This window comes from Arthrobacter sp. NPDC080082 (assembly GCF_040686595.1).
GTDB lineage: Bacteria > Actinomycetota > Actinomycetes > Actinomycetales > Micrococcaceae > Arthrobacter.
Genome location: NZ_JBFBKQ010000005.1, coordinates 42,676 through 65,619, shown reverse-complemented (window position 1 = coordinate 65,619; position 22,944 = coordinate 42,676). Strand labels below are relative to the sequence as shown.

21 protein-coding genes are annotated in these 22,944 nt (G+C 70.5%); 10 read left to right on the top strand and 11 right to left on the bottom strand.

Annotated elements, in window-relative coordinates; genetic code table 11:
• Positions 1-6: 6 nt before the first annotated feature.
• The 3 genes from AB0O44_RS11385 to tkt form a co-directional block, all read right to left on the bottom strand.
• On the bottom strand, positions 7-1,656 hold the full coding sequence (locus AB0O44_RS11385; protein WP_364137425.1) for a glucose-6-phosphate isomerase: 1,650 nt from the start codon (positions 1,654-1,656) through the stop codon (positions 7-9).
• 5 nt (positions 1,657-1,661) lie between these two features.
• Positions 1,662-2,780, bottom strand: a complete 1,119-nt coding sequence (gene tal, locus AB0O44_RS11380) for a transaldolase (RefSeq protein WP_290257913.1) — start codon at positions 2,778-2,780, stop codon at positions 1,662-1,664.
• Between the two features lie 62 nt (positions 2,781-2,842).
• Positions 2,843-4,960: a transketolase gene (tkt, locus tag AB0O44_RS11375; RefSeq protein ID WP_364137423.1), complete on the bottom strand. Its 2,118-nt coding sequence runs from the start codon at positions 4,958-4,960 to the stop codon at positions 2,843-2,845.
• Positions 4,961-5,487: 527 nt separating this feature from the next.
• Between tkt and AB0O44_RS11370 the strand changes: the two genes are divergently transcribed.
• Complete coding sequence (locus AB0O44_RS11370; RefSeq protein WP_290257911.1) at positions 5,488-6,441, top strand: heme o synthase; 954 nt, start codon at positions 5,488-5,490, stop codon at positions 6,439-6,441.
• A gap of 36 nt (positions 6,442-6,477) precedes the next feature.
• On the opposite strand, the gene AB0O44_RS11365 is transcribed toward AB0O44_RS11370, so the two are convergent.
• From AB0O44_RS11365 to AB0O44_RS11350, 4 genes are read right to left on the bottom strand one after another with little or no spacing between them, the layout of a single operon-like run.
• Positions 6,478-7,116 (bottom strand): DedA family protein, encoded by a 639-nt coding sequence (locus AB0O44_RS11365; RefSeq protein WP_364137421.1) that lies wholly within the window; start codon positions 7,114-7,116, stop codon positions 6,478-6,480.
• Between the two features lie 54 nt (positions 7,117-7,170).
• Positions 7,171-8,115: a COX15/CtaA family protein gene (locus AB0O44_RS11360; protein ID WP_364137419.1), complete on the bottom strand. Its 945-nt coding sequence runs from the start codon at positions 8,113-8,115 to the stop codon at positions 7,171-7,173.
• Between the two features lie 7 nt (positions 8,116-8,122).
• A complete protein-coding gene (locus AB0O44_RS11355; protein WP_364137417.1) occupies positions 8,123-8,914 on the bottom strand; it encodes an ABC transporter permease in 792 nt (263 codons plus the stop codon).
• A complete protein-coding gene (locus AB0O44_RS11350; protein WP_364137415.1) occupies positions 8,911-9,879 on the bottom strand; it encodes an ABC transporter ATP-binding protein in 969 nt (322 codons plus the stop codon). Before AB0O44_RS11350 ends, AB0O44_RS11355 begins: the two co-directional genes overlap by 4 nt.
• 151 nt (positions 9,880-10,030) lie before the next feature.
• Between AB0O44_RS11350 and AB0O44_RS11345 the strand changes: the two genes are divergently transcribed.
• From AB0O44_RS11345 to AB0O44_RS11320, 6 genes are all read left to right on the top strand, one after another.
• Entirely contained in the window at positions 10,031-10,873 is an 843-nt protein-coding gene (locus AB0O44_RS11345) for a helix-turn-helix domain-containing protein (protein WP_364137413.1), read from the top strand.
• On the top strand, positions 10,873-12,336 hold the full coding sequence (gene sufB / locus AB0O44_RS11340) for a Fe-S cluster assembly protein SufB (RefSeq protein ID WP_290257905.1): 1,464 nt from the start codon (positions 10,873-10,875) through the stop codon (positions 12,334-12,336). The genes AB0O44_RS11345 and sufB overlap by 1 nt, the downstream gene beginning before the upstream one ends.
• The gene (gene sufD, locus AB0O44_RS11335; RefSeq protein ID WP_364137411.1) at positions 12,336-13,622 is read left to right on the top strand and encodes a Fe-S cluster assembly protein SufD; all 1,287 of its coding nucleotides are present in this window, start codon (positions 12,336-12,338) and stop codon (positions 13,620-13,622) included. Before sufB ends, sufD begins: the two co-directional genes overlap by 1 nt.
• A gap of 36 nt (positions 13,623-13,658) precedes the next feature.
• The gene (locus AB0O44_RS11330) at positions 13,659-14,018 is read left to right on the top strand and encodes a non-heme iron oxygenase ferredoxin subunit (protein ID WP_364137409.1); all 360 of its coding nucleotides are present in this window, start codon (positions 13,659-13,661) and stop codon (positions 14,016-14,018) included.
• Between the two features lie 105 nt (positions 14,019-14,123).
• Complete coding sequence (sufC, locus tag AB0O44_RS11325; protein ID WP_290257902.1) at positions 14,124-14,918, top strand: Fe-S cluster assembly ATPase SufC; 795 nt, start codon at positions 14,124-14,126, stop codon at positions 14,916-14,918.
• Positions 14,919-14,931: 13 nt separating this feature from the next.
• On the top strand, positions 14,932-15,264 hold the full coding sequence (locus tag AB0O44_RS11320) for a metal-sulfur cluster assembly factor (protein WP_290257901.1): 333 nt from the start codon (positions 14,932-14,934) through the stop codon (positions 15,262-15,264).
• A gap of 117 nt (positions 15,265-15,381) precedes the next feature.
• Here the strand turns inward: AB0O44_RS11320 and AB0O44_RS11315 are convergent, their stop codons facing one another.
• Positions 15,382-16,266, bottom strand: a complete 885-nt coding sequence (locus AB0O44_RS11315; RefSeq protein ID WP_364137406.1) for a neutral zinc metallopeptidase — start codon at positions 16,264-16,266, stop codon at positions 15,382-15,384.
• Positions 16,267-16,325: 59 nt separating this feature from the next.
• Between AB0O44_RS11315 and AB0O44_RS11310 the strand changes: the two genes are divergently transcribed.
• On the top strand, positions 16,326-17,741 hold the full coding sequence (locus AB0O44_RS11310) for an AMP-binding protein (RefSeq protein ID WP_364137404.1): 1,416 nt from the start codon (positions 16,326-16,328) through the stop codon (positions 17,739-17,741).
• On the top strand, positions 17,734-18,936 hold the full coding sequence (locus AB0O44_RS11305) for a thiolase family protein (RefSeq protein ID WP_364137402.1): 1,203 nt from the start codon (positions 17,734-17,736) through the stop codon (positions 18,934-18,936). The genes AB0O44_RS11310 and AB0O44_RS11305 overlap by 8 nt, the downstream gene beginning before the upstream one ends.
• Here the strand turns inward: AB0O44_RS11305 and AB0O44_RS11300 are convergent.
• The 3 genes from AB0O44_RS11300 to AB0O44_RS11290 are packed head-to-tail and all read right to left on the bottom strand — an operon-like array spanning position 18,933 to position 20,991.
• The gene (locus AB0O44_RS11300) at positions 18,933-19,559 is read right to left on the bottom strand and encodes an energy-coupling factor transporter transmembrane protein EcfT (protein WP_364137400.1); all 627 of its coding nucleotides are present in this window, start codon (positions 19,557-19,559) and stop codon (positions 18,933-18,935) included. The two genes, AB0O44_RS11305 and AB0O44_RS11300, sit on opposite strands and share 4 nt — an antisense overlap.
• Positions 19,556-20,266, bottom strand: coding sequence for an ABC transporter ATP-binding protein (locus tag AB0O44_RS11295; RefSeq protein ID WP_364137398.1), 711 nt, complete (start codon positions 20,264-20,266; stop codon positions 19,556-19,558). The genes AB0O44_RS11300 and AB0O44_RS11295 overlap by 4 nt, the downstream gene beginning before the upstream one ends.
• Positions 20,263-20,991, bottom strand: coding sequence for a biotin transporter BioY (locus AB0O44_RS11290; RefSeq protein ID WP_364137396.1), 729 nt, complete (start codon positions 20,989-20,991; stop codon positions 20,263-20,265). The genes AB0O44_RS11295 and AB0O44_RS11290 overlap by 4 nt, the downstream gene beginning before the upstream one ends.
• A gap of 274 nt (positions 20,992-21,265) precedes the next feature.
• On the opposite strand from AB0O44_RS11290, the gene AB0O44_RS11285 reads away from it, so the two are divergent.
• Positions 21,266-22,864, top strand: a complete 1,599-nt coding sequence (locus tag AB0O44_RS11285; RefSeq protein WP_290258902.1) for an ABC-F family ATP-binding cassette domain-containing protein — start codon at positions 21,266-21,268, stop codon at positions 22,862-22,864.
• Positions 22,865-22,944 lie beyond the last annotated feature (80 nt).

The following is a 22,944-nucleotide window of genomic DNA, read 5'->3' as shown; positions in this document are numbered from 1 at the left end:
GGTGCCTTAGCTTTCGGGGGACGAGGGGGAGTGGCCGGTGCCTGCCGCGCCGGGCAGCGAGCGGACCAGCTGCTGCAGCTGGGCGACGCCGGCGGCCCGGTCGGTCAGGTGCAGCCGCAGGACGGGACGGCCGTGCTCGGAGAGTACCTGCGCGTCGCCTGCGGCCTGGGCGGAGATGAGTTCGCCGAAGCTGAACGGCCGGTCCGGGATGGCCAGGTCCGTCGCGGAGGCCGCGGTGACCTGCAGGAACACGCCGATCGCGGGGCCGCCCTTGTGGAACTGCCCGGTGGAGTGCAGGAAGCGCGGGCCCCAGCCGAAGGTCACCGGCCGGCCGGTGGCCGCGGCGAGCTCGTCGCGGACGCCCTCCAGCGGCGCGTAGCTGAGCCGGTCGAAGTAGGCCTGGACGCTGAGGTAGCCGTCCGAACCGAGCTGGCCGAGCAGCGCGGTGACGGCCTCGGCGGCCGTCCCGGCCCCGCCCAGCCAGTCGCCGCCGCGGACCTCGATGGCGCCGTCGGTGAAGTTGGCGGGCGTGGGTTCGGGCTGGGCGTCCAGCAGGCCGCGGGCGGCCACCTTGGCGGCCTCCACGTCGGGCTGGTCGAACGGGTTGATGCCCAGCAGCCGTCCGGCGACGGCGGTGGCGAATTCCCAGGTCATCATCTGGGCGGCGAGGCCGCCGGCGATGGCCGCCTGGTCGCCGGAGAGTTCGACGTCGGCGTCGGCCGCCACGAGCCGGACGACGAGCACGTCGGCGGCGCCGGAGGTGACCTCCGGGGCGTGGGGGCCGGCGACGACGGGCAGCACGCCGGTGCCCAGCTTGCCGGTGGATTCGGCGATCAGCTGCTCGGCCCAGTCGGCGAAACCCTTGATCCCGGAGCCGTCCTCGGCGATGACGATCTTGTTCCGCAGCGGGCTGGTGCCGCCCAGGGCGGCGCCGAGGGCCAGGCCGATGTTGTCCTCGCTGTCCTCGTTGAGGATCTCCGCGGTCTCCTCGGCCTCGTCCAGGAACGCCTGGATGTCGACGCCGGCCAGGCCCGAGGGGACCAGGCCGAACGCGGTTAGTGCCGAGTAGCGGCCGCCGACGTTGGGGTCGGCGTTGAACACGGCACGGTAGCCGGCCTCGCGGGCGGACGTGTCCAGCGGCGAGCCGGGATCCGTGACGATGATGATGCGGCTCTTGGCGTCCAGGCCGGCCTCGGTGAAGGCGTGCTCGAACACCCGGCGCTGCGAGTCGGTCTCCAGCGTGGAGCCGGACTTGGAGGAGACCACGATGGCGGTCTCGGCCAGGCGGTCCGCGAGGGCGGCGGAGACCTGTTCGGGGTCGGTGCTGTCCAGGACCGTCAGCTCGACGCCGGCGGTGCCCGCGATGACCTCGGGGGCCAGCGAGGAACCGCCCATGCCGCAGAGGACGATGCGCGTCACCCCTTCGGCGTGGAGCTCGTCACGAAGGGCCAGGATGTCCTGGACCAGCGGCTGGGAGACCGTGGCGGCCTCCACCCAGCCGAGCCGGACCGAGGCCTCGGACTCGGCGTCGGCGCCCCAGAGCGTGGGGTCCTTGGCGAAGATCCGGGTGGCGACCCGGTCCTCCAGCAGGGCGGGCAGGTGCTGTTCGTGGGCCGAGCGGGCTGCTCCCGCGGCGTCGTAGCTGAGAGTGGTCATGGGGACTAGGCGTCCTTCCGTGCAGCGGCGAGGGCGCCCTCGACGTCGGCCAGCAGTTCCTTCCAGCTTGCCACAAACTTCTCCAGGCCCTCGGACTCGAGCTGGGCGACGACCTCGTTGTAGGAGATCCCCAGCTCATCGAGGGCGTTGAGGGTGGCGTTGGCGTCGTCGTAGCCGCGGGTGACGGTGTCGCCCGTGACGGCGGCGTGGTCGAAGGTCGCGTCCAGGGTCTTCTCCGGCATGGTGTTCACGACGCCGGGGGCCACCAGTTCGGTGACGTACAGGGTGTCCGGGTAGGCGGGGTCCTTCACACCGGTGGAGGCCCAGAGCGGACGCTGCGGGCGGGCCCCGGCGTCGGCGAGGAGTTCCCAGCGTTCGGTGGAGAACAGTTCCTGGTAGACCTGGTAGGCCAGGCGGGCGTTGGCCAGGCCGGCCTTGCCCTTGAGTGCCTTGGCCTCGTCCGTGCCGATCGCGTCGAGTCGCTTGTCGATCTCGGAATCCACGCGGGAGACGAAGAAGGACGCCACGGAGTGGATCTTCGAGAGGTCGTGGCCGTTCTCCTTGGCCTGCTCCAGGCCGCTCTGGAAGGCGTTGATCACGGCGCGGTAGCGTTCGAGGGAGAAGATCAGGGTGACGTTGACGCTGATGCCGGCCGCGAGCGTGGCGGTGATGGCCTCGAGGCCCTCGAGGGTGGCAGGGATCTTGATCAGGACGTTGTCCTTGTTGACCCGCTCGTAGAGTTCCTTGGCCTCGGTGATGGTGCCCTGGGTGTCCCAGGCCAGGCGCGGGTCCACCTCGATCGAGACGCGGCCGTCGACGCCGTGGGTGGCCGCGGCGACGGGGGCGAAGAGATCGCAGGCGTCGGCGACGTCGGAGGTGGTGATCGAGAAGATCGTGTCCTCGACGTTCGCGCCGGCGGCGGCCTTCTCCTTGATGATTTCGTCGTAGTCGTGGCCGGAGGTGATGGCGGCCTGGAAGATGCTGGGGTTGGTGGTGACGCCAACGACGTTCTTCTCTTCGATGAGCTTGCGCAGGGTGCCCGTGGTGAGGCGGCCGCGGGAGAGGTCGTCCAGCCAGATGGAGACGCCGGCGTCGGAGAGTTGCTGCGTGGGGGTGGTGTTCATGGGTTACTCCTGAAAAATCTGGGGCCGCCGCCGGTGGGCGGCGGCCCAGGGGATGAAGAGTGTTAGGCCGTGAGGCCGGCCAGGGATTCCTTGGCGGCGGCGGTGACGGCTTCGGCGGTGATCCCGAACTCCTGGAAGAGGCGCTTGTAGTCGGCCGAGGCACCGAAGTGCTCCAGGCTGACGGACCGGCCGGCGTCGCCGACGTAGGTCCGCCAGGTCAGGGCCAGGCCGGCCTCGACGGAGACGCGGGCCTTGACGGCGGCGGGCAGCACGGCTTCACGGTAGGAGGCGTCCTGGCGTTCGAACCACTCGACGCAGGGCATCGAGACCACGCGGGTGGGGATGCCCTCGGCCTGCAGCGCCTCGCGGGCCGCGACGGCCAGCTGGACCTCGGAGCCGGTGCCGATCAGGATGACCTTCGCCTCGGCGGTGGCGCCGTCCTTGGACGCTTCGGCCAGGACGTAGCCGCCCTTGGCGACCCCGGCGGTGGAGGCGAAGGTGTCGCCCTCGGCCTCACCGGTGCCACGGTCCCAGGTGGGGATGTTCTGCCGGGTCAGCACGATGCCGGCCGGGTTGGCGTGGTTGGTCAGCATCGCCTGCCACGCCGCTGAGACCTCGTTGGCGTCGCCGGGGCGGACGACGTCCAGGCCCGGGATGGCGCGCAGGGACGCCAGCTGCTCCACCGGCTGGTGGGTGGGGCCGTCCTCGCCGAGGCCGATCGAGTCGTGCGTCCAGACATACAGGGACGGCACGCCCATCAGGGCACCGAGCCGGATCGCGGGGCGCTGGTAGTCGGAGAAGATCAGGAACGTGCCGGAGAACGCCCGGGTGGGCCCGGCGAGGGTGATGCCGTTCACGATCGACGCGGCGGCGTGTTCGCGGATGCCGAAGTGCAGGACGCGGCCGTAGGGGTTGCCCTTCCACGCCTCGGTCTGCCGGGACGCGGGGATGAAGGAGGGCGAACCCTCGATCGTGGTGTTGTTCGACTCGGCGAGGTCGGCGGAGCCGCCCCAGAGTTCGGGCATGACCGGGCCGATCGCGTTCAGTACCTTGCCGGACGCGGCACGGGTGGAGACGTCCTTGCCGGCCTCGAACACCGGCAGGGCGGCGTCGAAGTCTTCGGGCAGGGTCTGGGACTCGACCCGCTGCAGCAGGGCGGCGGACTCCGGGTAGGCGGCCTGCCAGGCGTCGAAGCCTTCCTGCCAGGTCTTGCGCTCCGCGGCGCCGCGGTCGGCCACGGCGCGGGTGTGGGCCAGGACCTCCTCGTCGACCTGGAAGGACTTCTCCGGGTCGAAGCCCAGGACCTGCTTCAGGCCGGCGACCTCGTCGGCGCCGAGGGCGGAGCCGTGGATCTTGCCGGTGTTCTGCTTCTTCGGTGCGGGCCAGCCGATGATGGTGCGCAGCGAGATGATGGAGGGCTTGTTCGTCTCCGCCTTGGCCGCGAGGAGGGCGGCGTGGAGTTCGGCCACGTCTTCCTTGTATTCACCGGTGCGGGTCCAGTCGACGCGCTGGGTGTGCCAGCCGTACGCCTCGTAGCGTGCCAGGACGTTCTCGGTGAACGCCACGTCCGTGTCGTCCTCGATGGAGATGTGGTTCTCGTCGTAGATGACCACGAGGTTGCCCAGTTCCTGGTGTCCGGCCAGCGAGGACGCCTCGGAGGTCACGCCTTCCTGGAGGTCGCCGTCGGAGGCGATGACCCAGACGGTGTGGTCGAAGGGGCTCTCGCCGGCGGGAGCCTCGGCGTCGAACAGGCCGCGCATGCGGCGCTGGGAGTAGGCGAACCCGACGGCGGAGGCCAGGCCTTGGCCCAGCGGGCCGGTGGTGATCTCCACGCCCTTGGTGTGCTTGTACTCCGGGTGGCCCGGGGTCAGCGAACCCCAGGTGCGCAGCGCCTCAAGGTCCTTCAGCTCCAGGCCGTAGCCGGAGAGGAAGAGCTGGATGTACAGCGTGAGGGAGGTGTGCCCGGGGGAGAGGATGAACCGGTCCCGGCCCAGCCACTGCGGATCCGACGGGTCGTGCCGCATCAGCTTCTGGAAGAGCAGGTAGGCGGCCGGGGCCAGGCTCATGGCCGTGCCCGGGTGGCCGTTACCGACCTTCTCCACCGCGTCCGCGGCCAGGACCCGGATGGTATCCACGGCCTTCTGGTCCAGGCTGGTCCATGACAGTTCTTGCTCTTCCAAATGTGGCACGTAAACCGGGCCCCTCTCTGTGCTGACGGCCGGAGGTACGGGGCATGGCCTCGAGAGGCGTCCGCCGGGGCACACGAGGTGCCCGCGTGGGTGTACCAGCCGTTCACCATCGAAACGTTGATCTATCACTCAGTCGCAAGCGCAGGGGCGTGGAATGCCGCCGGGGCGGTATGCCCGCGCGAGCCGATCTGTCAGCCAGCTTAGTCCCATTCCGGCGGCCCTGAGGCGTATGTGTCGGGATTTGGACGGGTTTCCCGCGTAGCTGAATTCGAGCCGCTTCCCGACCGGCCGGAGCGGGGGCAACGGCCGCCGGGTCGGGGACCGGCGCGGCGCCACGGTATGATGGTCGGAGGCTCCGGAAGGGGCGCTTTTTGGCCTGCGCGCCGCGCGGTTCCCGGCGGGAACCGAGCCCCGCCCGGGCACTGTCGGCCGCCGTCCGGTCCGTGGCTTTTCCTTAGGTCCGGGACCCTGCGGGCCTGGCCGACTGATCCAGCAGACAGAACAGCAGACAGAACAGAGTGACTGCCACCGTGAGCACAACAGAAACGCCGTTGAGCGTCCCCCAGGCCCGGATCGGCTTCCGCCGCAAGGCCAAGGCCTACCTGGCGCTCACGAAACCGCGGGTCATCGAGCTCCTGCTGGTCAGCACCCTCCCCACCATGATTTACGCCGAGCGCGGCTTCCCGTCGCTGGGCCTGATCCTGGCAACCCTGGTGGGCGGCGCCTTCGCCGCCGGCAGCGCGGGGTCCTTCAACTGCTACATCGACCGGGACATCGACAAGCTGATGCACCGGACCGAGAACCGCCCGCTGGTCACCGGCGAGGTGACGCCCCGCGAGGCGCTGGTCTTTTCGTGGCTGCTGGGTGCCGCCGCGATCGTGATCCTCTGGTTCGGCGCGAACCCGCTCTCCGCCTGGCTGGGCCTGGGCGCCATCGTCTTCTACGTGGTGATCTACACCATGATCCTCAAGCGCCGGACCGCGCAGAACATCGTCTGGGGCGGGGCCGCCGGCTGCTTCCCCGTGCTGATCGCCTGGGCCGCGGTGACGAACACCGTTCAGTGGCCCGCCGTCGTGCTGTTCATGGTGATCTTCCTCTGGACCCCGCCGCACTACTGGCCCCTGTCCATGCGCTACGGCGAGGACTACCGCAACGCCAATGTCCCCATGCTCGGCGCGATCGCCGGGGCCCGCGTGGTCTCCGTCCAGGTGGTCCTCTACGCCTGGGCCATGGTGGCCTGCTCGCTTCTGCTGATCCCGGTCGGCGGCGCCGGCTGGGTCTACACCATCACCGCCGTCGCCGCGGGCGCCTGGTTCCTCTACGAGTCGCACGCCCTCTACGCCCGCGCCCAGGGTGGGGACGTGTCCAACAAGGGCGCCATGAAGGTCTTCCACGGCTCCATCAGCTATCTGACCCTGCTCTTCATCGCCCTCGCCGTTGACCCGTTCGTGGGTTCCGCGCTCGTCGGTTAGGATTCCCAGGAAGAACACCCGCTTGGGAGACCTCCGCTAGGCCTCTTCGGAGGCCGCCGGTTCCGGTTCCCGGCGTGCCCTGCGGGAGCGCCGCAGGTGCCAGACGATCAGGCCGACAATGCCCAGCACCACGATGACTGCGGTGATGTCCTGCCCGGCAGCCTTGGCGACGGCGTCGTAGGAGTTGCCCGCGAAGAAGCCCAGCAGCACGAATCCGGTGCCCCAGACCAGGCCGCCGGCGGCGTTGAAGGCCAGGAACCGGGGGTAGTGCATCCGCGAGGCCCCGGCCAGCGCGGGCATCACGGCGCGGAAGAAGGCCACGAACCGGCCCAGGAACACCGCCGAGCCGCCGCGCCGGCGCAGGAACGCCTGGGCTTTGGCCAGGCCGCGGCGGCGCCGCTTCATGATCCGGATGTCCAGCAGCCGCGGTCCCACGTGCTTGCCGATCTCGTAGCCCACGGTGTCCCCGGCGATCGCGGCGGCGACCACGACGGCGGCCATGCCCCAGAGCGGGACCTCGCCGCGGCTGGAGATGACGCCGCCGAGGACCGCCGCGGTCTCACCCGGGATGACGAAGCCCACGAAGATGGCGTCCTCGGCAAAGACCAGGCACGCCACGATGGTGAAGGCCAGCGCCGGGCTGATGTTCAGGATTCCCTCGACAACCGCGCCCACATTCCCTGCCCTCCTCCGCCGCGATTCCGGCGGTTCAAGGGTCAGGGTACCGGGTCAGACCCGGGGGCTGCTGTGAGCCAGGTCCGCGGCGTTGGTGGAGGCCGCCATCAGCAGGGCGGCGCCAAGCATGTGCGCGGCCACCAAGAGCGCGGGGATGCCGTTGTAGTACTGCGTGAAGCCGATGACAGCCTGCAGGACCGTGACGCCCAGGAGAAGGAACGCGGCGGTCCGGAACGGTCCGGTGATCCGGCCGCGGAGCACCAGGTAGACGCCAAACAGGGCGCCGGCGGTGACCAGGTAGGCCGGGACGGCGTGGATGTGGGAGACGAAGTCCCAGTCGAGGTTGTTGCGCGGGGCGTCGGCGTCGCCGGCGTGCGGTCCGGCACCGGTCACCACGACGCCGAGGCAGACGGCGACGGCGGAGAACAGGGCGGCGGCGGTCAGCACCGGCCGCGCGGCGCCCGGCAGGGCCGGGAGGGTGCGGTTGCGGGCCCGGCCGGTCCGGCCGTAGGCGCGGTTGACCAGCAGGGTCGCGAGGACCACCAGGGCCATCGAGACCAGGAAGTGCAGGCCCACCACCCAGGGGTTCAGGCGGGTCAGGACGGTGATGCCGCCGATGATGGCCTGCGCGGGAATGCTGGCCAGCAGGCCCAGGGCCAGCAGGAACAGGTCGCGGCGCTCCTTGCGGAGGTTCCACAGGTAGACCAGCATGGCGACGGCCACGGCGGCGAGGGCGAAGGTCAGGAGCCGGTTGCCGAACTCGATGAAGCCGTGGATGCCCATCTCCGGGGTGTTGACCAGGGAGTCGCTGGTGCAGCGCGGCCAGGTGGGGCAGCCGAGGCCGGAGGCGGTGAGGCGGACGGCGCCGCCGGTGACCACCAGGACGGTCTGGCCGATCAGCGACAGCAGCGCCAGCCGGCGGATCGCCGGGTTGACGGTGGTGGGCAGCCGGGAGGACATCCGGGACAGGATTCGGGCGGGGCGGGATACCGTGCTCACATCATTCTCAATTCCACTTGAACCAACGGGCCGCCGCGGCGCCGGCGAGGGCCGTCCACAGCAGCAGGATAAGGACGGCAAAACCATTGACGGTGCCGGTCAGGAGCGCGTCGCGCAGCGCCTGGCCCAGCGCGCCGGAGGGCAGGAAGTGCACCACCGCCTGGGCCAGGGCGGGGAGCCGTTCGGCGGGCAGGACGATGCCGCCGAGTGCGCCGAGGAGGATCCAGAGCAGGTTGGTGATGGCCAGCGTGGCCTCCGGCCGCACCGTTCCGGCCACCAGCAGGCCGAGCGAGGTGAACGCGGCGGCGCCCAGGACCAGCAGGAGCAGGGCGGGCAGCAGTCCGGCGGCTTCGGGACGCCAGCCCATCGGCAGGGCGACGGCGGTGACCACGAGTACCTGGACCACCAGCACGGCCAGGACGGCCAGGATCTTGCCGACGATCAGGCCGGTGCGGCCCAGGGGTGTGCTGGAGAGGAAGCGGAGCACCCCGTACCGGCGGTCGAAGCCGGTGGCAATGCCCTGCCCGGTGAATGCCGTCGACATGGCGCACAGGGCCAGGATGCCGGGCACGGCGATGTCGACCCGGCTGTGGCCGAGGCCGTCCAGCAGGGGAGTGACGGCCAGGCCGATCAGTGCCATCAGCGGCAGGATGACGGCCAGGATCAGCTGTTCGCCGTTGCGCAGCATGGTGACCGTCTCGTAGCGGCCCTGCAACAGGATGCGGCGGACCAGCGGCGCGGGTTCGCTGCCCAGCGGGGCGGGCGCGGCGGCGGCCTGCGGTGCGGGGGCGGAGCTCATCGGGTCTCCCTTCCGGAGATGTCGAGGAACACGTCCTCCAGGCTGCGGGCGGCCAGGCTCATCGAGGCCGGCATGATGCCGCGGGCCGCCCACCAGGCGGTGACGGCGGCCAGGTCGGCCGGCGTCAGGGCGCCGGAGACGCTGTAGCTGCCGGCCCGGGTCTCGCGGACATCGACGGCGGCGGGCAGCACCCCGGTCAGGTCCAGCCCGGGCTCGGCCTCGAAGAGCAGGGTGCGGACGTTGCCGCCCGGAGCGTCGGGGGTCAGTTCGTGGCGCAGCAGCTGGGCGACGGTGCCCTCGGCGACGTTGCGGCCGTTATCGATGATGTAGACGTAGTCGGCCAGCCGCTGCGCATCATCCATCAGGTGGGTGGTGAGGATGATGGCCATGCCGCTGTCGCGGAGTTCGCCGATCAGGTCGAAGACCAGCTGGCGGGACTGGGGGTCCAGGCCCGCGCTGGGCTCGTCGAGGAACAGGACCTCGGGCCGGCCGGCCAGGGCGGCGGCGAGGGCCAGCCGCTGCTTCTGCCCGCCGGAGAGGCGCCGCACGCCGGTACGGCTGAAGCTGTCGATGCCCAGCCGGGCCACCAGGTCCTCAACCGGCCACGGATCCTTGTACATGCCGGCGATGTGGTGGAGCAGGGGGATGGGACGGGCCGACGGCGGGAGGCCGCCGTCCTGCAGCATCACCCCCACCCGGGAGCGCAGCTCGGCGCCCGCGGTGTCCGGGTCCTGTCCCAGCAGGCTGATACTGCCCCCGGTGCGCTTCTGCATCCCCTGGGCGCACTCGATGGTGGTGGTCTTGCCCGCACCGTTGGCGCCCAGCAGGGCCGTCACCTGGCCGCGCTCGGCCACCAGGGACACGTCGCTGACCACCCGCAGCATCTTGCCGTCCAGGCTGGGGACGGGGCCAACATCCTTGATGAGACCCTGAATGGCCAGGGCGGGGGATTCGGGAGATCGCACCGGAACATTCTACGGGATGTAGTAGGGAGCGAAGCTGGGAGCGGGCCGGGGCCCGGGTGCGGAGGTTCCCGCCGCCGGCCTCCGCCGCCGGGGAAGCCATGCCTTACTGGAACGCCGGACTAAATTACGACATGATTGTGTTGTGTATTCCATGAGTTCTGTGACTGCTTCCGCCGCGCCTCCCGCGCGTGGGGATCAGGCGCGCCCGGGCCCCGGGCCGCGGGAGACTCCGGCGCAGCCGGTCACCGCCGCGGATGCCGAGGAGCGCACCCGGGACCGCGTGCTGAGCGCGGTGCTGGAACACGGCCCGATCAGCGCCGCCGAGCTCGGCGAACTGCTGGGCTTCACCCCGGCCGCCGTCCGCCGGCACCTGGACCACCTGTCCCGCCGCGGTGTCATCGAGGTCAAGCGTGTCGCGCGCGCGGGCGCCGGAGCCGGCCGTCCCGCCCGTCGCTACGTGCTGAGCTCCCAGGGCCAGTCCAGCCTCGGCAACGACTACCTGGACATCGCCGCGTCCGCCCTGCGCCGCCTCGGCGCGGCCGCCGGGGATGACGCCGTCCGGGAGTTCGCCGTCGAACGCTTCGAAGCAATGGAGCGACGCTACGCCCCCGCGATCGAGGCCGCGGGCAGCGACATCACCGCCCGCGCCCAGGCACTCTCCGACGCCCTGAGCCGGGACGGCTTCGTCGCCTCCGCCCAGACGATCGAGGCGAAGGCGCCCCTGCCGGCGGCGCTCTCCAGCGTGCAGCTCTGCCAGGGCCACTGCCCGATCCAGCAGCTCGCCGCCCAGTTCCCCGTGTTCTGCGACGTGGAGACCGAGGTGTTCTCCCGGCTGGTCGGCGTCGACGTCCGCCGGCTCTCCACCCTGGCCCGCGGCGGCCACGTCTGCACCACCCACATACCTACGGGCCGTCCGGCCAGCGTCGGGACCACCGGTCCCGACGCTCCGGGCAACCCGGACGAAGTATCCAACCATCTGCAAGAAAGGCCGTGATGACGGACCAACTATCAGAGAAGAAGGTTGCTGAATCCACTGTGATCTCGGAGATTCTGGAAAAGAACCCCGAGTTGCACGGAATTGGCACCTATGAGTACGGCTGGGCCGACAAGAACGACGTCGGCGCCAACGCCCGCCGTGGCATCGATGAGGAGGTCGTCCGCGATATCTCGGCCAAGAAGAACGAGCCCGAATGGATGCTCGACCTTCGCCTCAAGGGCCTGAAGTACTTCGACCGCAAGCCCATGCCCACTTGGGGCGCGGACCTCTCCGGCATCGACTTCGACAACATTAAGTACTTCGTGCGGTCCACCGAGAAGCAGGCCGCCAGCTGGGAAGACCTGCCCGAGGACATCCGGAACACCTACGAGAAGCTGGGCATCCCGGAAGCCGAGCGCAGCCGCCTGGTCTCCGGCGTCGCCGCCCAGTACGAGTCCGAGGTGGTCTACCACCAGATCCGTGAGGACCTCGAGGCCCAGGGCGTCATCTTCCTGGACACCGACACCGCCCTGCGCGAGCACCCGGAGATCTTCCAGGAGTACTTCGGCACCATCATCCCGGTGGGCGACAACAAGTTCGCCTCGCTGAACACGGCCGTCTGGTCCGGCGGTTCCTTCGTGTACGTGCCCAAGGGCGTACACGTGGACATCCCGCTGCAGGCCTACTTCCGGATCAACACCGAAAACATGGGCCAGTTCGAGCGGACCCTGATCATCGCCGACGAGGACTCCTACGTCCACTACATCGAAGGCTGCACCGCGCCGATCTACACCTCGGACTCGCTGCACTCGGCCGTCGTCGAGATCGTCGTGAAGAAGGGCGCCCGCGTCCGCTACACGACCATCCAGAACTGGTCCAACAACGTGTACAACCTGGTCACCAAGCGCGCCATCTGCGAAGAGGGCGCCACCATGGAGTGGGTCGACGGCAACATCGGCTCCAAGGTCACCATGAAGTACCCGGCCGTCTACCTGGTCGGCGAGGGCGCCAAGGGCGAGACCCTCTCGATCGCGTTTGCCGGCGAGGGCCAGCACCAGGACACCGGCTCCAAGATGGTCCACATCGCGCCGAACACCAAGAGCTCGATCATCTCCAAGTCCGTGGCCCGCGGCGGCGGCCGTGCCGCCTACCGCGGCCTGGTCCAGGTCCGCGAAGGCGCCAAGCACTCGGCCAACACCGTGCGCTGTGACGCCCTGCTGGTGGACACCATCAGCCGCTCCGACACCTACCCCTACATCGACATCCGCGAGGACGACGTCGTGATGGGGCACGAGGCGACCGTCTCCCGCGTCAGCGAAGAGCAGCTCTTCTACCTGATGTCCCGCGGCATGCGCGAGGACGAGGCCATGGCCATGATCGTGCGCGGCTTCATCGAGCCGATCGCCCGTGAGCTTCCCATGGAGTACGCGCTGGAGCTGAACCGCCTGATTGAACTGCAGATGGAAGGATCGGTCGGTTAATGACTGACATCACTACTGAAAAGGCCCGCATCGGCGCGCCCTCGACCCAGCCGCTGATCGACGGCTTCACCGAGGAGGGCGAAAACCTCTCCCCGCTGAACACCGTCGATTCCAAGGCGCCGCTGGGCGGGGACGCCGTCAAGGCCCACTCGCACGGCGGCGGCGTCGGCGTCCCGGACAGCTCGCGCGCCGGCCGCCTGACCTCCTACGCCCTGGCGGACTTCAAGCCGCTGACCGGCATGGAGGAGGACTGGCGGTTCACCCCGCTCAAGCGCCTCCGCGGCCTGCACACCGAGGTCCTGAACGGCGCGGCCCCGGCCGTTACCGTCACCGCTCCGGACAGCGTCCGGGTCGAGACCGTTGACCGCGGCGACGCCCGCATCGGCTCGGCAGCGATCCCGGAGGACCGGGTCTCCGCCAACGCCTGGGAGAACTTCGCCGGCGCCACCGCCGTCACCATCCCGGCCGAGGTCCAGGCCGAGGGCGAGATCACCCTCGTGCTCACCGGCCAGGGCGACGCCCCGGCCGCGCAGCACATCGTCATCACCGCGGAGAAGTTCTCCAAGGCCGTCGTCGTCCTGGACCACCAGGGCAGCGCCGTCGTCTCCGAGAACGTCGAAATCCTGGTCGAGGACGGCGCCGAACTGACCGTCATCTCGCTGCAGGAATGGTCGGACGACTCCGTCCACGCCTCCTCCCAGCAGGCCAAGCTCGGCCGCGACGCCAAGTTCAAGCACATCGTCGTCAGCCTCGGCGGCGACCTGGTCCGCGTCACGCCGTCGGCCCGCTTCACCGCCCCCGGCGCCGAAGCCGAAATGTACGGCCTGTACTTCGCCGACGCCGGCCAGCACCTGGAGCAGCGGCTCTTCGTCGACCACGCCGTCGCCAACTGCAAGTCCAACGTCCTCTACAAGGGCGCGCTGCAGGGCAAGAACGCGCACACCGTCTGGGTGGGTGACGTCCTGATCCGCAAGGAAGCCGAAGGCACCGACACGTACGAGGCCAACCGCAACCTGGTCCTCACCGACGGCGCCCGCGCCGACTCCGTACCGAACCTCGAAATTGAGACCGGCCTGATCGCCGGCGCCGGCCACGCCAGCGCCACCGGCCGTTTCGACGACGAGCACCTGTTTTACCTGATGGCCCGCGGCATTCCGGAGAAGGTGGCCCGCCGTCTGGTGGTCCGCGGCTTCCTGAACGAGATCATCCAGCAGATCAAGGTCCCCGCCATCGAGGAACGCCTCACGGCCGCCGTCGAGCGCGAGCTCGCCGCGACGGACAACTAGGGCGCGGCAGCGGCGGACACGGAACAGGACGGGCACATGACGGAACAGCCCAAGGGCGAGCTGGTATGCACTGCCAGCGAAATCCAGGTCAAGCAGGCCCTGCGGATCCTGATCGACGACTACCCGGTAGCCGTGGTCAAGGACTCGATGGGGGAGATCCACGCGATCGGGGACACCTGCTCGCACGCGGACATCTCCCTCTCCGAGGGCGAGGTGGAAGGGTGCGCGATCGAGTGCTGGGGCCACGGCTCCCAGTTCGACCTGCGCTCCGGCCAGCCGTTGCAGCTGCCCGCCTATGACCCGGTGCCCGTCTTCGCCGTCACCATCGCGGACGGCGACGTCTACGTTGACATCAGCACCGTGCTCAACGGCGCCGAGGCGCCCAACGCCGGCTGACGCCGCCGCACCGCAGTCCATCGCACCGCACCCGGCAACTACCCACACTTTTTCGACGAGAACCATCCGGCCGCAGAGGCAGCCGGACAGAGGAGAACACGACACATGTCCACTCTTGAGATCAAGGACCTGCACGTCAGCATTGACACCGAGCAGGGCACCAAGGAAATCCTGAAGGGCGTCAGCCTGACCATCCGGACGGGCGAGATCCACGCCATCATGGGCCCCAACGGCTCCGGCAAGTCCACCCTGGCCTCCACCATCGCCGGCCACCCGCGCTACAACGTGACCAGCGGCTCCATCACCCTCGACGGCGAAGACGTCCTGGAGATGAGCGTCGACGAGCGCGCCCGCGCCGGCCTCTTCCTGGCCATGCAGTACCCGGTGGAGGTCCCCGGCGTGAGCATGACCAACTTCCTGCGCACCGCCAAGACCGCCATCGACGGCGAGGCTCCCAAGCTCCGCACCTGGACCAAGGACGTCAAGGCCGCCATGGAGCAGCTGCGCATCGACGCCGACTTCACCCAGCGAAACGTCAACGAGGGCTTCTCCGGCGGTGAGAAGAAGCGGGTGGAGATCCTCCAGCTCGAGCTCTTCAAGCCGAAGTTCGCCATCCTCGACGAGACCGACTCCGGCCTCGACGTCGACGCTCTGAAGGTCGTCTCCGAGGGCGTCAACCGCGCCCAGTCCGGCGGCAACATGGGCACCCTGCTGATCACCCACTACACCCGGATCCTGCGCTACATCAAGCCGGAATTCGTGCACGTGTTCGTCGACGGCAAGGTCGTCGAGGAGGGCGGCCCGGAGCTGGCCGACCGCCTCGAAGAAGAAGGCTACGACCGCTACGTCCAGGGTGCCGGAGCCGCAACCATCGCTGCCGACGCGGCAGCTCAGGCCTAGTAAGGACTACGCCATGACCGAAACGAATACGGCCCGCACGGGCCTCGAGGACGTCGAGGAGGCGCTCAAGGACGTGATCGACCCCGAACTCGGGGTTAACATCGTGGACCTTGGCCTGCTCTACGGTCTGAAGTACTCCGACGACGACGGCGCCCTGCTGATCGACATGACGCTGACGACGGCCGCGTGCCCACTCACCGACGTGATCGAGGAGCAGGTCGGCCAGGCCCTCGACGGGATCGTCGACGACTGGCGGCTGAACTGGGTCTGGATGCCGCCGTGGGGTCCTGAACGGATCACCGAGGACGGCCGCGACCAGATGCGCGCCCTCGGGTTCAACATCTAGGTCCGTCCCCACCGCCTCCGGGCAACGGCTTAACCACGACGGCGGCCGCCCACCTTCACTGCGAAGGTGTGCGGCCGCCGTCGGCGTTTAAGTCAGCGCTCGAGTGAGCGCAACAGCCTAGGGGGCGGCGACCTTGAAGGTGTCGCACTGGTTGATGTCGCCGGTGGTGTAGCCCTGGTAGAACCACTTCTGCCGCTGGGCGCTGGAGCCGTGGGTCCAGCTCTCCGGGGACACCCGGCCGGTGGCGGCCTTCTGGATCCGGTCATCGCCCACGGCGGAGGCCGCGGACAGCGCGTCCTGCAGGTCCTTGTCCGTGACGGCCGCAAGGAACGGCTGGCCGGATGCGGGATCCTTGGCTGTGGTGGCGTGCTTGACCCAGAGACCGGCATAGCAGTCGGCCTGCAGCTCCACGCGGACGCCGCCGGACTCGGGGCCCTGCGGGTCCTGCTGCGCCCTGTCGATGGTTCCCAGCAGGTTCTGGATGTGGTGGCCGAACTCGTGCGCGACCACATACTCCTGCGCCAGGGGACCGCCGGAGGACCCGAACCGGTCCACGAGCTCCTGGAAGAAGCCAGGGTCGAAGTAGGCGGTGCGGTCCACCGGGCAGTAGAACGGGCCAACGTCGGACGTGGCGTTGCCGCAGCCGGTGCTGGTCGCGTTGCTGAAGATCACGGTCTTGGGCCGCGGATACTGCTTGCCGTACTGGGCCAGGTACTCCGGCCAGAAGGCGTTGAGGCTGTTGACCGTGCCGTTGATCCGGCAGTCGAGCCGCCTATTGGCGTCCGCGCCGGTGGTGCAGGCCGGCGCGGTGCCCTGGCTCTGCGTCTGGTCCTGGGTGCCGGAGGTCAGGCCGCCGAGGACGTTCGGATTGATGCCGAAGAGCAGGGCCAGCAGCAGGACGACGCCGCCGCCGATCCCGCCGCCGATCTTGAGGCCGGAGCCGCCGCCGCGGCGGTCCTGCACCTGGGACGGGTCAAGCTGGACGTTGTCATTGAAGCTCATGCAAGTCACAGTAGCCGCTCCCGCCCGCGTGGGGGTGCCGTCCCGGTAAAATTGCCCCGATGCCTTTTCTCGACCGACTCCAGCGCTGGGCCGACAGCCGCCCCGACGACACCGCCGTTGTCGTCGGCGGCGCTCGGCTGACCTGGGCGCAGCTGCGGGACGGGGCCGCCGGCCTGGTCGCGTCGGCGCCGCCGGTGTCCGTGCTGGCCGAAGCCAACTCCACGGGATTCGTCGCCGCGTTTGCCGCCGCCGTCGCGGGGTCCCGCCGCTGCGCCGTCCTGGATGCCACCTGGCCGGCGGCGTTGCGCGCCGCCATCACGGAGCGGATCGGGGAGTACGCCCGCGGCCTGCCCGCCGATTCCGTCCATTCCGGCGACCTGGTCGACGGGCCGCCCCAAACCCCGTTCCTGATCGGGCTGACCTCCGGCACCACGTCCCTGCCCAAGGCCTTCACCCGGGCCCGCCGGTCCTGGCAGGTCTCGTTCGAGTCCTCGATCGAGTTGTTCGGCCTCCGGCCCGGCGACCGGACGCTCGCTCCCGGGACCATGGCGGCCAGCCTGAACCTTTACGCGCTGGCCGAGTGCCTCTACGCCGGCACCGAGTTCCACACCCTGACCGGCTTCGACGTCGGCGACGCCCACGCCGCCATCAGCCACGACGGGATCACCCGGCTGGTCTTGGTCCCCACCATGCTGCGGCTGCTCAGCGAACGCGGCCTGGCCGGCGGCGTTGATGCCTCCGGGCTGCGCAGCATCATCTGCGCCGGCTCGAAGCTGGACGCCCGCACCCTCGAGGCCGCCCGGCGCTGGGCCCCCAACGCCACCATCTTCGAGTACTACGGCGCGGCCGAACTGAGCTTCGTGGCCGGCGGCGGCCTCTGCCCGGGCGGCTCCGCGACGGCCACGCCCGCCGGGACCCTGATCGGCACGCCCTTTCCCGGCGTGGAACTTCGCATCCTGGACGAGGACGGGAACCCGGTCCCGGACGGAACCCCCGGCGACGTCTGCGTACGCAGCGGCATGGTCAGCGACGGCTACCTCTGGGGCGACGACGGCGCCGCCCTCCGGACCGTGAACGGCTGGTACACCGTCGGCGACCAGGGCTACCTCCAGGACGGTGCGCTGCACCTGCTGGGACGCCGGTCCGAGATGATCAACACCGCCGGCACCAACGTCTACCCGCACGAGGTGGAACTGGCCCTCGCCTCAGTTCCCGGTGTCGCCGCCGCCGTCGCGGCCGGACAAACCGACGAGGTCCGCGGGCAGCGGCTGGTGGCGGGCGTCGTTCCGGCCCACGGCGGCCTGTCCGCCACGCAGCTGCGCACCGGGCTGGAGTCACTGCTGCCGCGGAGCAAACGCCCCCTGGACTACTACCTCCTGACCGAGCTGCCGCTCACGGACCGTGGCAAGCCCAGCCGGGCGCTGCTGCTGTCCTGGATTGCCGACGGCGACCCGCGGGCCCGGCGTCTTGGCTGAGCCGCACCCGGCGCTGCCCCCGGAGCGGCAGCCGGTGATCATCGGGGCGCTCCGCACCCCGGTACGCCGTGCCCACGGCGCGTTCGGCCGGCTGGAGGCGCAACAGCTTCTCGCCCCGGTCCTGGGCCGGCTGCTGGCCGACGCCGGCGTCCCCGCCCGGCAGGTCAGCGACGTCGTGATCGGCAACGCCGTGGGCGGCGGCGGGAACGTCGCCCGGCTCGCCGCCCTCGAGGCTGGCCTTCCCGTCACCGTGCCCGGCCTCACCGTCGACCGCCAGTGCGGCTCCGGCCTGGACGCGATCGTGCTGGCCTCCCGCATGGTCGCCGGCGGGGACGGGACTGAGCTATACCTGGCCGGCGGCGTGGAGAGCATCAGCACCGCGCCGCTGCGCGCCCGCCGCGGCCCGGACGGCGAACCCGCGTTTTACGGCCGCGCCCGGTTCGCGCCGGAGCGGTTCGGCGACCCTGACATGGGCGCCGCCGCCGAGAACGTGGCGGAGGCCTGCGGCATCGGCCGGGAACGGCAGGACGAGTTCGCGCTCCGCAGCCACCGCCGGGCCCTGACCGCCGCCGCGGCGGGTGCCTTCGACGCCGAAACCGTCCCCGTGGACCTAGTGCCGCACGGCGGGACCGGCACGGTGACCCACGACGACGGCCCGCGCGCCTCCCTGACGCCGGCCATCCTCGCCCGTTTCCCTGCCGCCTTCGTCCGCGGCGGCACGGTCACGGCCGGGAACTCCTGCTTCGACGCGGACGCCGCGTCCGCCGTCGTGGTCACCTCCCTGGCCCACGCCCGTGAGGTGGGCGCCCGCGACGGGCTGCTGGTGCTCGGCACGGATACAGCGGGGGTGGACCCACGGCTCCTGGGCCTGGGCGCCGCCGACGCCGGGGCCCGGCTGCTGGATCGGACCGGAACCACAGCGGACGCGGTGGACCTGGTGGAGTTCAACGAGGCCTTCGCGTCCCAGACCCTGGCCTGCCTGGACCGGCTGGGCATCGACGCGGACCGCGCCAACCGGGACGGGGGAGCACTGGCGCTGGGCCACGCCTACGGAGCCTCGGGGGCCGTGCTCGTGACCCGGCTGCTCGCCCAGGCGCGGCGCGCCGGCACAGACGATCAAGTGGCCCTGGCGATGATCAGCATCGCCGGCGGCATGGGCACCGCGGCGCTGTTCCGGTACCGGAGGCTCGCCTAGCCGGCGTCGGCGTCGCCCAGGCCGCGGGCCGCCAGCGCCTCACCGGTCTGCCGGGCGAAGGCAACCGTGGTGATGAAGACCGGCAGGACCAGGGCCCGGGGATTGCGCTCCAGGCCGCGGGCCCGGGCGGAGTCCCGGACGTCGGCGAACGCCCCGGCGATGAAGGGGATGCTGCGCACCATGATGGCGATGGTCAGGGCGAAGCGCTCCGGATCCGCGCCGAACCGTTCCAACGGCCGGGCGAGGGAGGCGGCGCCGTCCAGCAGCTCCCGCACCGGGGTCGTGGCCGTCACGATCGAGGCCGCCACCACGCAGACCAGCACGTTCAGCACGATCCGCGCCGCGGTGGGGCCGCCCAGCTGCCACCACTGGAACGCGCCCACCAGCGCCAGTATGGGCAGCACCGGCCGGACCGCCGTCGCCAGCCGCCGGATTCCGGCACCGCTGGCCAGGAAGACGGCGGACAGCAGGGCAAGGGCCGCCGCGGACACGGCCCAGTCGGAGACCAGCCAGGACCCCGCGCCGCAGAGCAGCACCAGCAGAAACTTCGCCCACAACGGGGCACGGTGCACCATGGAGCGGCCGGGAACGTAGCCGGCAAGGAGGAAACCGTGGCCCCTCACGGCCGCGCCGGCATCCCGCACAGGGCGCGGTAGCAGGCCACTGCCTCCGGCGCCGCACCGTCGAAGACGACCGTCCCGGCGTCGATCACCAGCACGCGGTCCATGTCCGCGGCGATCTCCAGGTCGTGGGTGGAGAGGACCACCTGCTGCCCGAGCCCGGCCAGGGTGGTGCGCAGCAGCTCACGGTTCCGCAGATCCAGCAGCGTGGACGGCTCGTCCAGCACCAGGATCTCCGGCTCCACGGCCAGCACGGCGGCCAGAGCCGCGAGTTGCCGCTCCCCGCCGGAGAGTTCGTAAACGCTCTGGTCCGCCATGCCCAGCAGGCCGAACCGGTCCAGCACGGCCTCGGCCCGGGCACGCCGTTCCACGCCGTTGCGCACCAGGCGGCGCAGCGAAAGTTCCACGTCCTCCCGCGGTGTAGGCATCACCAGCTGGGAGAGCGGGTCGGTGAAGACGAATCCCACCCGGCGCCGCACCGCCCGCACCTCCTTGCCTGTATCTAGGCCACCCACGGTGACCCGGCCCGCGGTGGGAAGCACCAGACCGTTGAGCAGCCGCAGCAGGGTCGACTTCCCGGACCCGTTGGCGCCGATGACCCCGATCCGGTGCTCGGCCAGGGTCAGCGCGGGCAAGTCCAGCAGGGTCTTCGGTTCGGCCCGGCCGTCCACGTCAATCCGGACCGCGGGACGGTCCAGGATGATGCTCACGGCCGGGCGGTGCCGCGACGCACCCGGCGCAGCAGCAGGTCCGGGAATGCCCGGTGCAGCGCCAGGGCGATAATCACGGCGAGGACGTTCTTGATGATGTCCCCGGGGTAGAACGGCAGGTCGGCCAGGAACGCGGCCGCCAGGCTCAGCTTGGCATTGACCATCATGCCCAGGATGCCCAGGCCGTGGATGAAGACGATGCTGGCTGCCATGGCGGCGAAGAACAGCAGCACCGGGCGCAGTGTGCCGCGGCGGCCCGCGCCCGTTCCCGCCGAGGTCCGGCGGAGGACGACGGCGGTCAGGGCGCCGACGGCGGTGGCGCCCAGCAGGAAGCCGATAATGTAGCCGCCGGAGGGGCCGGCCAGCACGCCCAGGCCGGCGCGGCCGCCGCTGAAGATGGGCAGGCCCGCGAAGCCCAGCAGCAGGTAGAGGCCGACGGCGGCGAACGCCCGGGCCGGCCCCAGGGCCAGTCCGGTGAGGATGACCGCCAGCGTCTGCAGGGTGATGGGCACGCCGAGGCCGCCCACGGGGATGGCCGCGACCAGGGCGGATCCCGCCACCAGGGCGGCGAAGACGGCCACCAGGGCCAGGTCGGTGGCGTCCCATCGGCGGGCGGCGGGAGCCACAGCGGTTCCGGCAGCGCCGTCGTCGGTGGATGGCTGCGCGTAAGCGGAGGGCGCGGCGGGGGTGCCGGTCGGTGCGGAGGTGTTCTCGGTGCTGGCCATGCTGTGTCCTGTTCGTCACGGAATTCGGGTCCTGACTCCGACGGTACGTCCTGGGTGACGGCCCGTTTTTGTAGCCCCTCCACTAGTGGCGGGGCCACCCGCTGGGGGACTCCACCAAAAGTGGCCGGCCCGGCCGCCCACCGCCCCGATGCGGGCCGGCGGGGGTGCTGCCGGTAGACTGGAACAGACCGTGTTCTCGGCCCCACCGCCCCGGCGCCTTGCAGGCATGACCGCCGCGCCGCGGCGTTCCCTGTTGTGAAAGGCCTTAGCTGCATTGATTACCGTCCAGGATCTCGAACTGCGCGCCGGCGCCCGCCTCCTTATGGACCAGGTGAGCTTCCGGATCGACAAGGGAGACAAGATCGGCCTCGTGGGCCGAAACGGTGCAGGTAAGACCACGCTCACCCGTGTGCTCGCCGGCGAGGGCCTGCCCGCGGCCGGCAAGGTGACCCGCAGCGGCGAGATCGGCTACCTGCCGCAGGACCCCCGCACCCCGGACATGGAGCAGCTGGCCCGCGACCGGATCCTCTCCGCCCGTGGCCTGGACATCGCCGTCGGCAAGCTCCGCGCCGCGCACGAGGAAATGGCCAGCGAGGACCCTGCCGTCCAGCGCAAGGCCATGAACCGCTACGACCGGCTGGAGTCCGAGTTCCTCGCCGCCGGCGGGTACGCCGCCGAGGCCGAGGCCGCCGCGATCTGCTCCAACCTCGCCCTGCCGGACCGGCTGCTGAACCAGCCGCTGAAGACCCTTTCCGGCGGTCAGCGCCGCCGCGTGGAGCTGGCCCGCATCCTGTACTCGGACGCCGAGACCATGCTCCTCGACGAACCGACCAACCACCTCGACGCCGACTCGATCGCCTGGCTCCGGGATTTCCTCAAGAACCACCAGGGCGGCCTGATCGTCATCAGCCACGACACCGAGCTGCTTGAGGCCACGGTGAATAAGGTGTTCCTGCTCGACGCCAACCGCGCGCAGATCGACATCTACAACATGGACTGGAAGCGCTACCTGACCCAGCGCGAGACCGACGAGCGCGCCCGCAAGCGCGAACGCGCCAACGCCGAAAAGAAGGCCCAGGTCCTGATGGACCAGGCCAACAAGATGCGCGCCAAGGCTACCAAGGCCGTCGCCGCGCAGAACATGGCCAAGCGCGCCGAGCGCCTGCTCGGCGGCCTCGAGGCGGTCCGCGAGAACGACCGGGTGGCCGCGCTGCGCTTCCCGGACCCCTCGCCGTGCGGCAAGACCCCGCTCACCGCCGACGGGCTCAGCAAGTCCTACGGCTCGCTGGAGATCTTCACCGACGTCGACCTCGCGATCGACCGCGGTTCCAAGGTGGTCATCCTGGGCCTCAACGGTGCCGGCAAGACCACCCTGCTGCGGATGCTCGCCGGCGTGGACAAGCCGGACACCGGCAAGGTGGTCGCAGGCCACGGCCTCAAGGTGGGCTACTACGCGCAGGAGCACGAGACCCTGGACGTGGACCGCACCGTGCTGCAAAACATGCGCTCCGCGGCGCCGGACATGAACGACTCCGAGGTCCGCGGCATCCTGGGCTCGTTCCTGTTCTCCGGGGACGACGTCGACAAGCCCGCCGGCGTGCTTTCCGGCGGTGAGAAGACCCGCCTGGCGCTGGCCACCATCGTGGCCTCCAGCGCCAACGTGCTTCTCCTCGACGAGCCCACCAACAACCTGGACCCCGCCAGCCGCGGCGAAATCCTGGGCGCCCTGCGCAACTACACCGGCGCCGTCGTCCTGGTCAGCCACGACGAGGGCGCCGTCGAGGCGCTCAACCCGGAGCGGGTCGTCATGCTGCCCGACGGCGTCGAGGACCTCTGGAACGAGGACTACCTGGACCTGATCACGCTGGCGTAGGCTGCCGGCCCCGGTCGCCTTCGCGGCCCGGCTCGCCCGATTTGCCACGAAGGGCCGCTAACCGTCAGGTTTAGCGGCCC

Coding starts and splice junctions, on each gene's coding strand:
- sufC (WP_290257902.1), top strand. CDS start 14,124: ATGTCCACTCTTGAGATCAAGGACCTGCACGTCAGCATTGACACCGAG.
- AB0O44_RS11345 (WP_364137413.1), top strand. CDS start 10,031: ATGAGTTCTGTGACTGCTTCCGCCGCGCCTCCCGCGCGTGGGGATCAG.
- sufD (WP_364137411.1), top strand. CDS start 12,336: ATGACTGACATCACTACTGAAAAGGCCCGCATCGGCGCGCCCTCGACC.
- AB0O44_RS11290 (WP_364137396.1), bottom strand. CDS start 20,991: ATGGCCAGCACCGAGAACACCTCCGCACCGACCGGCACCCCCGCCGCG.
- tal (WP_290257913.1), bottom strand. CDS start 2,780: ATGAACACCACCCCCACGCAGCAACTCTCCGACGCCGGCGTCTCCATC.
- AB0O44_RS11310 (WP_364137404.1), top strand. CDS start 16,326: ATGCCTTTTCTCGACCGACTCCAGCGCTGGGCCGACAGCCGCCCCGAC.
- AB0O44_RS11355 (WP_364137417.1), bottom strand. CDS start 8,914: ATGAGCTCCGCCCCCGCACCGCAGGCCGCCGCCGCGCCCGCCCCGCTG.
- AB0O44_RS11320 (WP_290257901.1), top strand. CDS start 14,932: ATGACCGAAACGAATACGGCCCGCACGGGCCTCGAGGACGTCGAGGAG.
- sufB (WP_290257905.1), top strand. CDS start 10,873: ATGACGGACCAACTATCAGAGAAGAAGGTTGCTGAATCCACTGTGATC.
- AB0O44_RS11315 (WP_364137406.1), bottom strand. CDS start 16,266: ATGAGCTTCAATGACAACGTCCAGCTTGACCCGTCCCAGGTGCAGGAC.
- AB0O44_RS11385 (WP_364137425.1), bottom strand. CDS start 1,656: ATGACCACTCTCAGCTACGACGCCGCGGGAGCAGCCCGCTCGGCCCAC.
- AB0O44_RS11330 (WP_364137409.1), top strand. CDS start 13,659: ATGACGGAACAGCCCAAGGGCGAGCTGGTATGCACTGCCAGCGAAATC.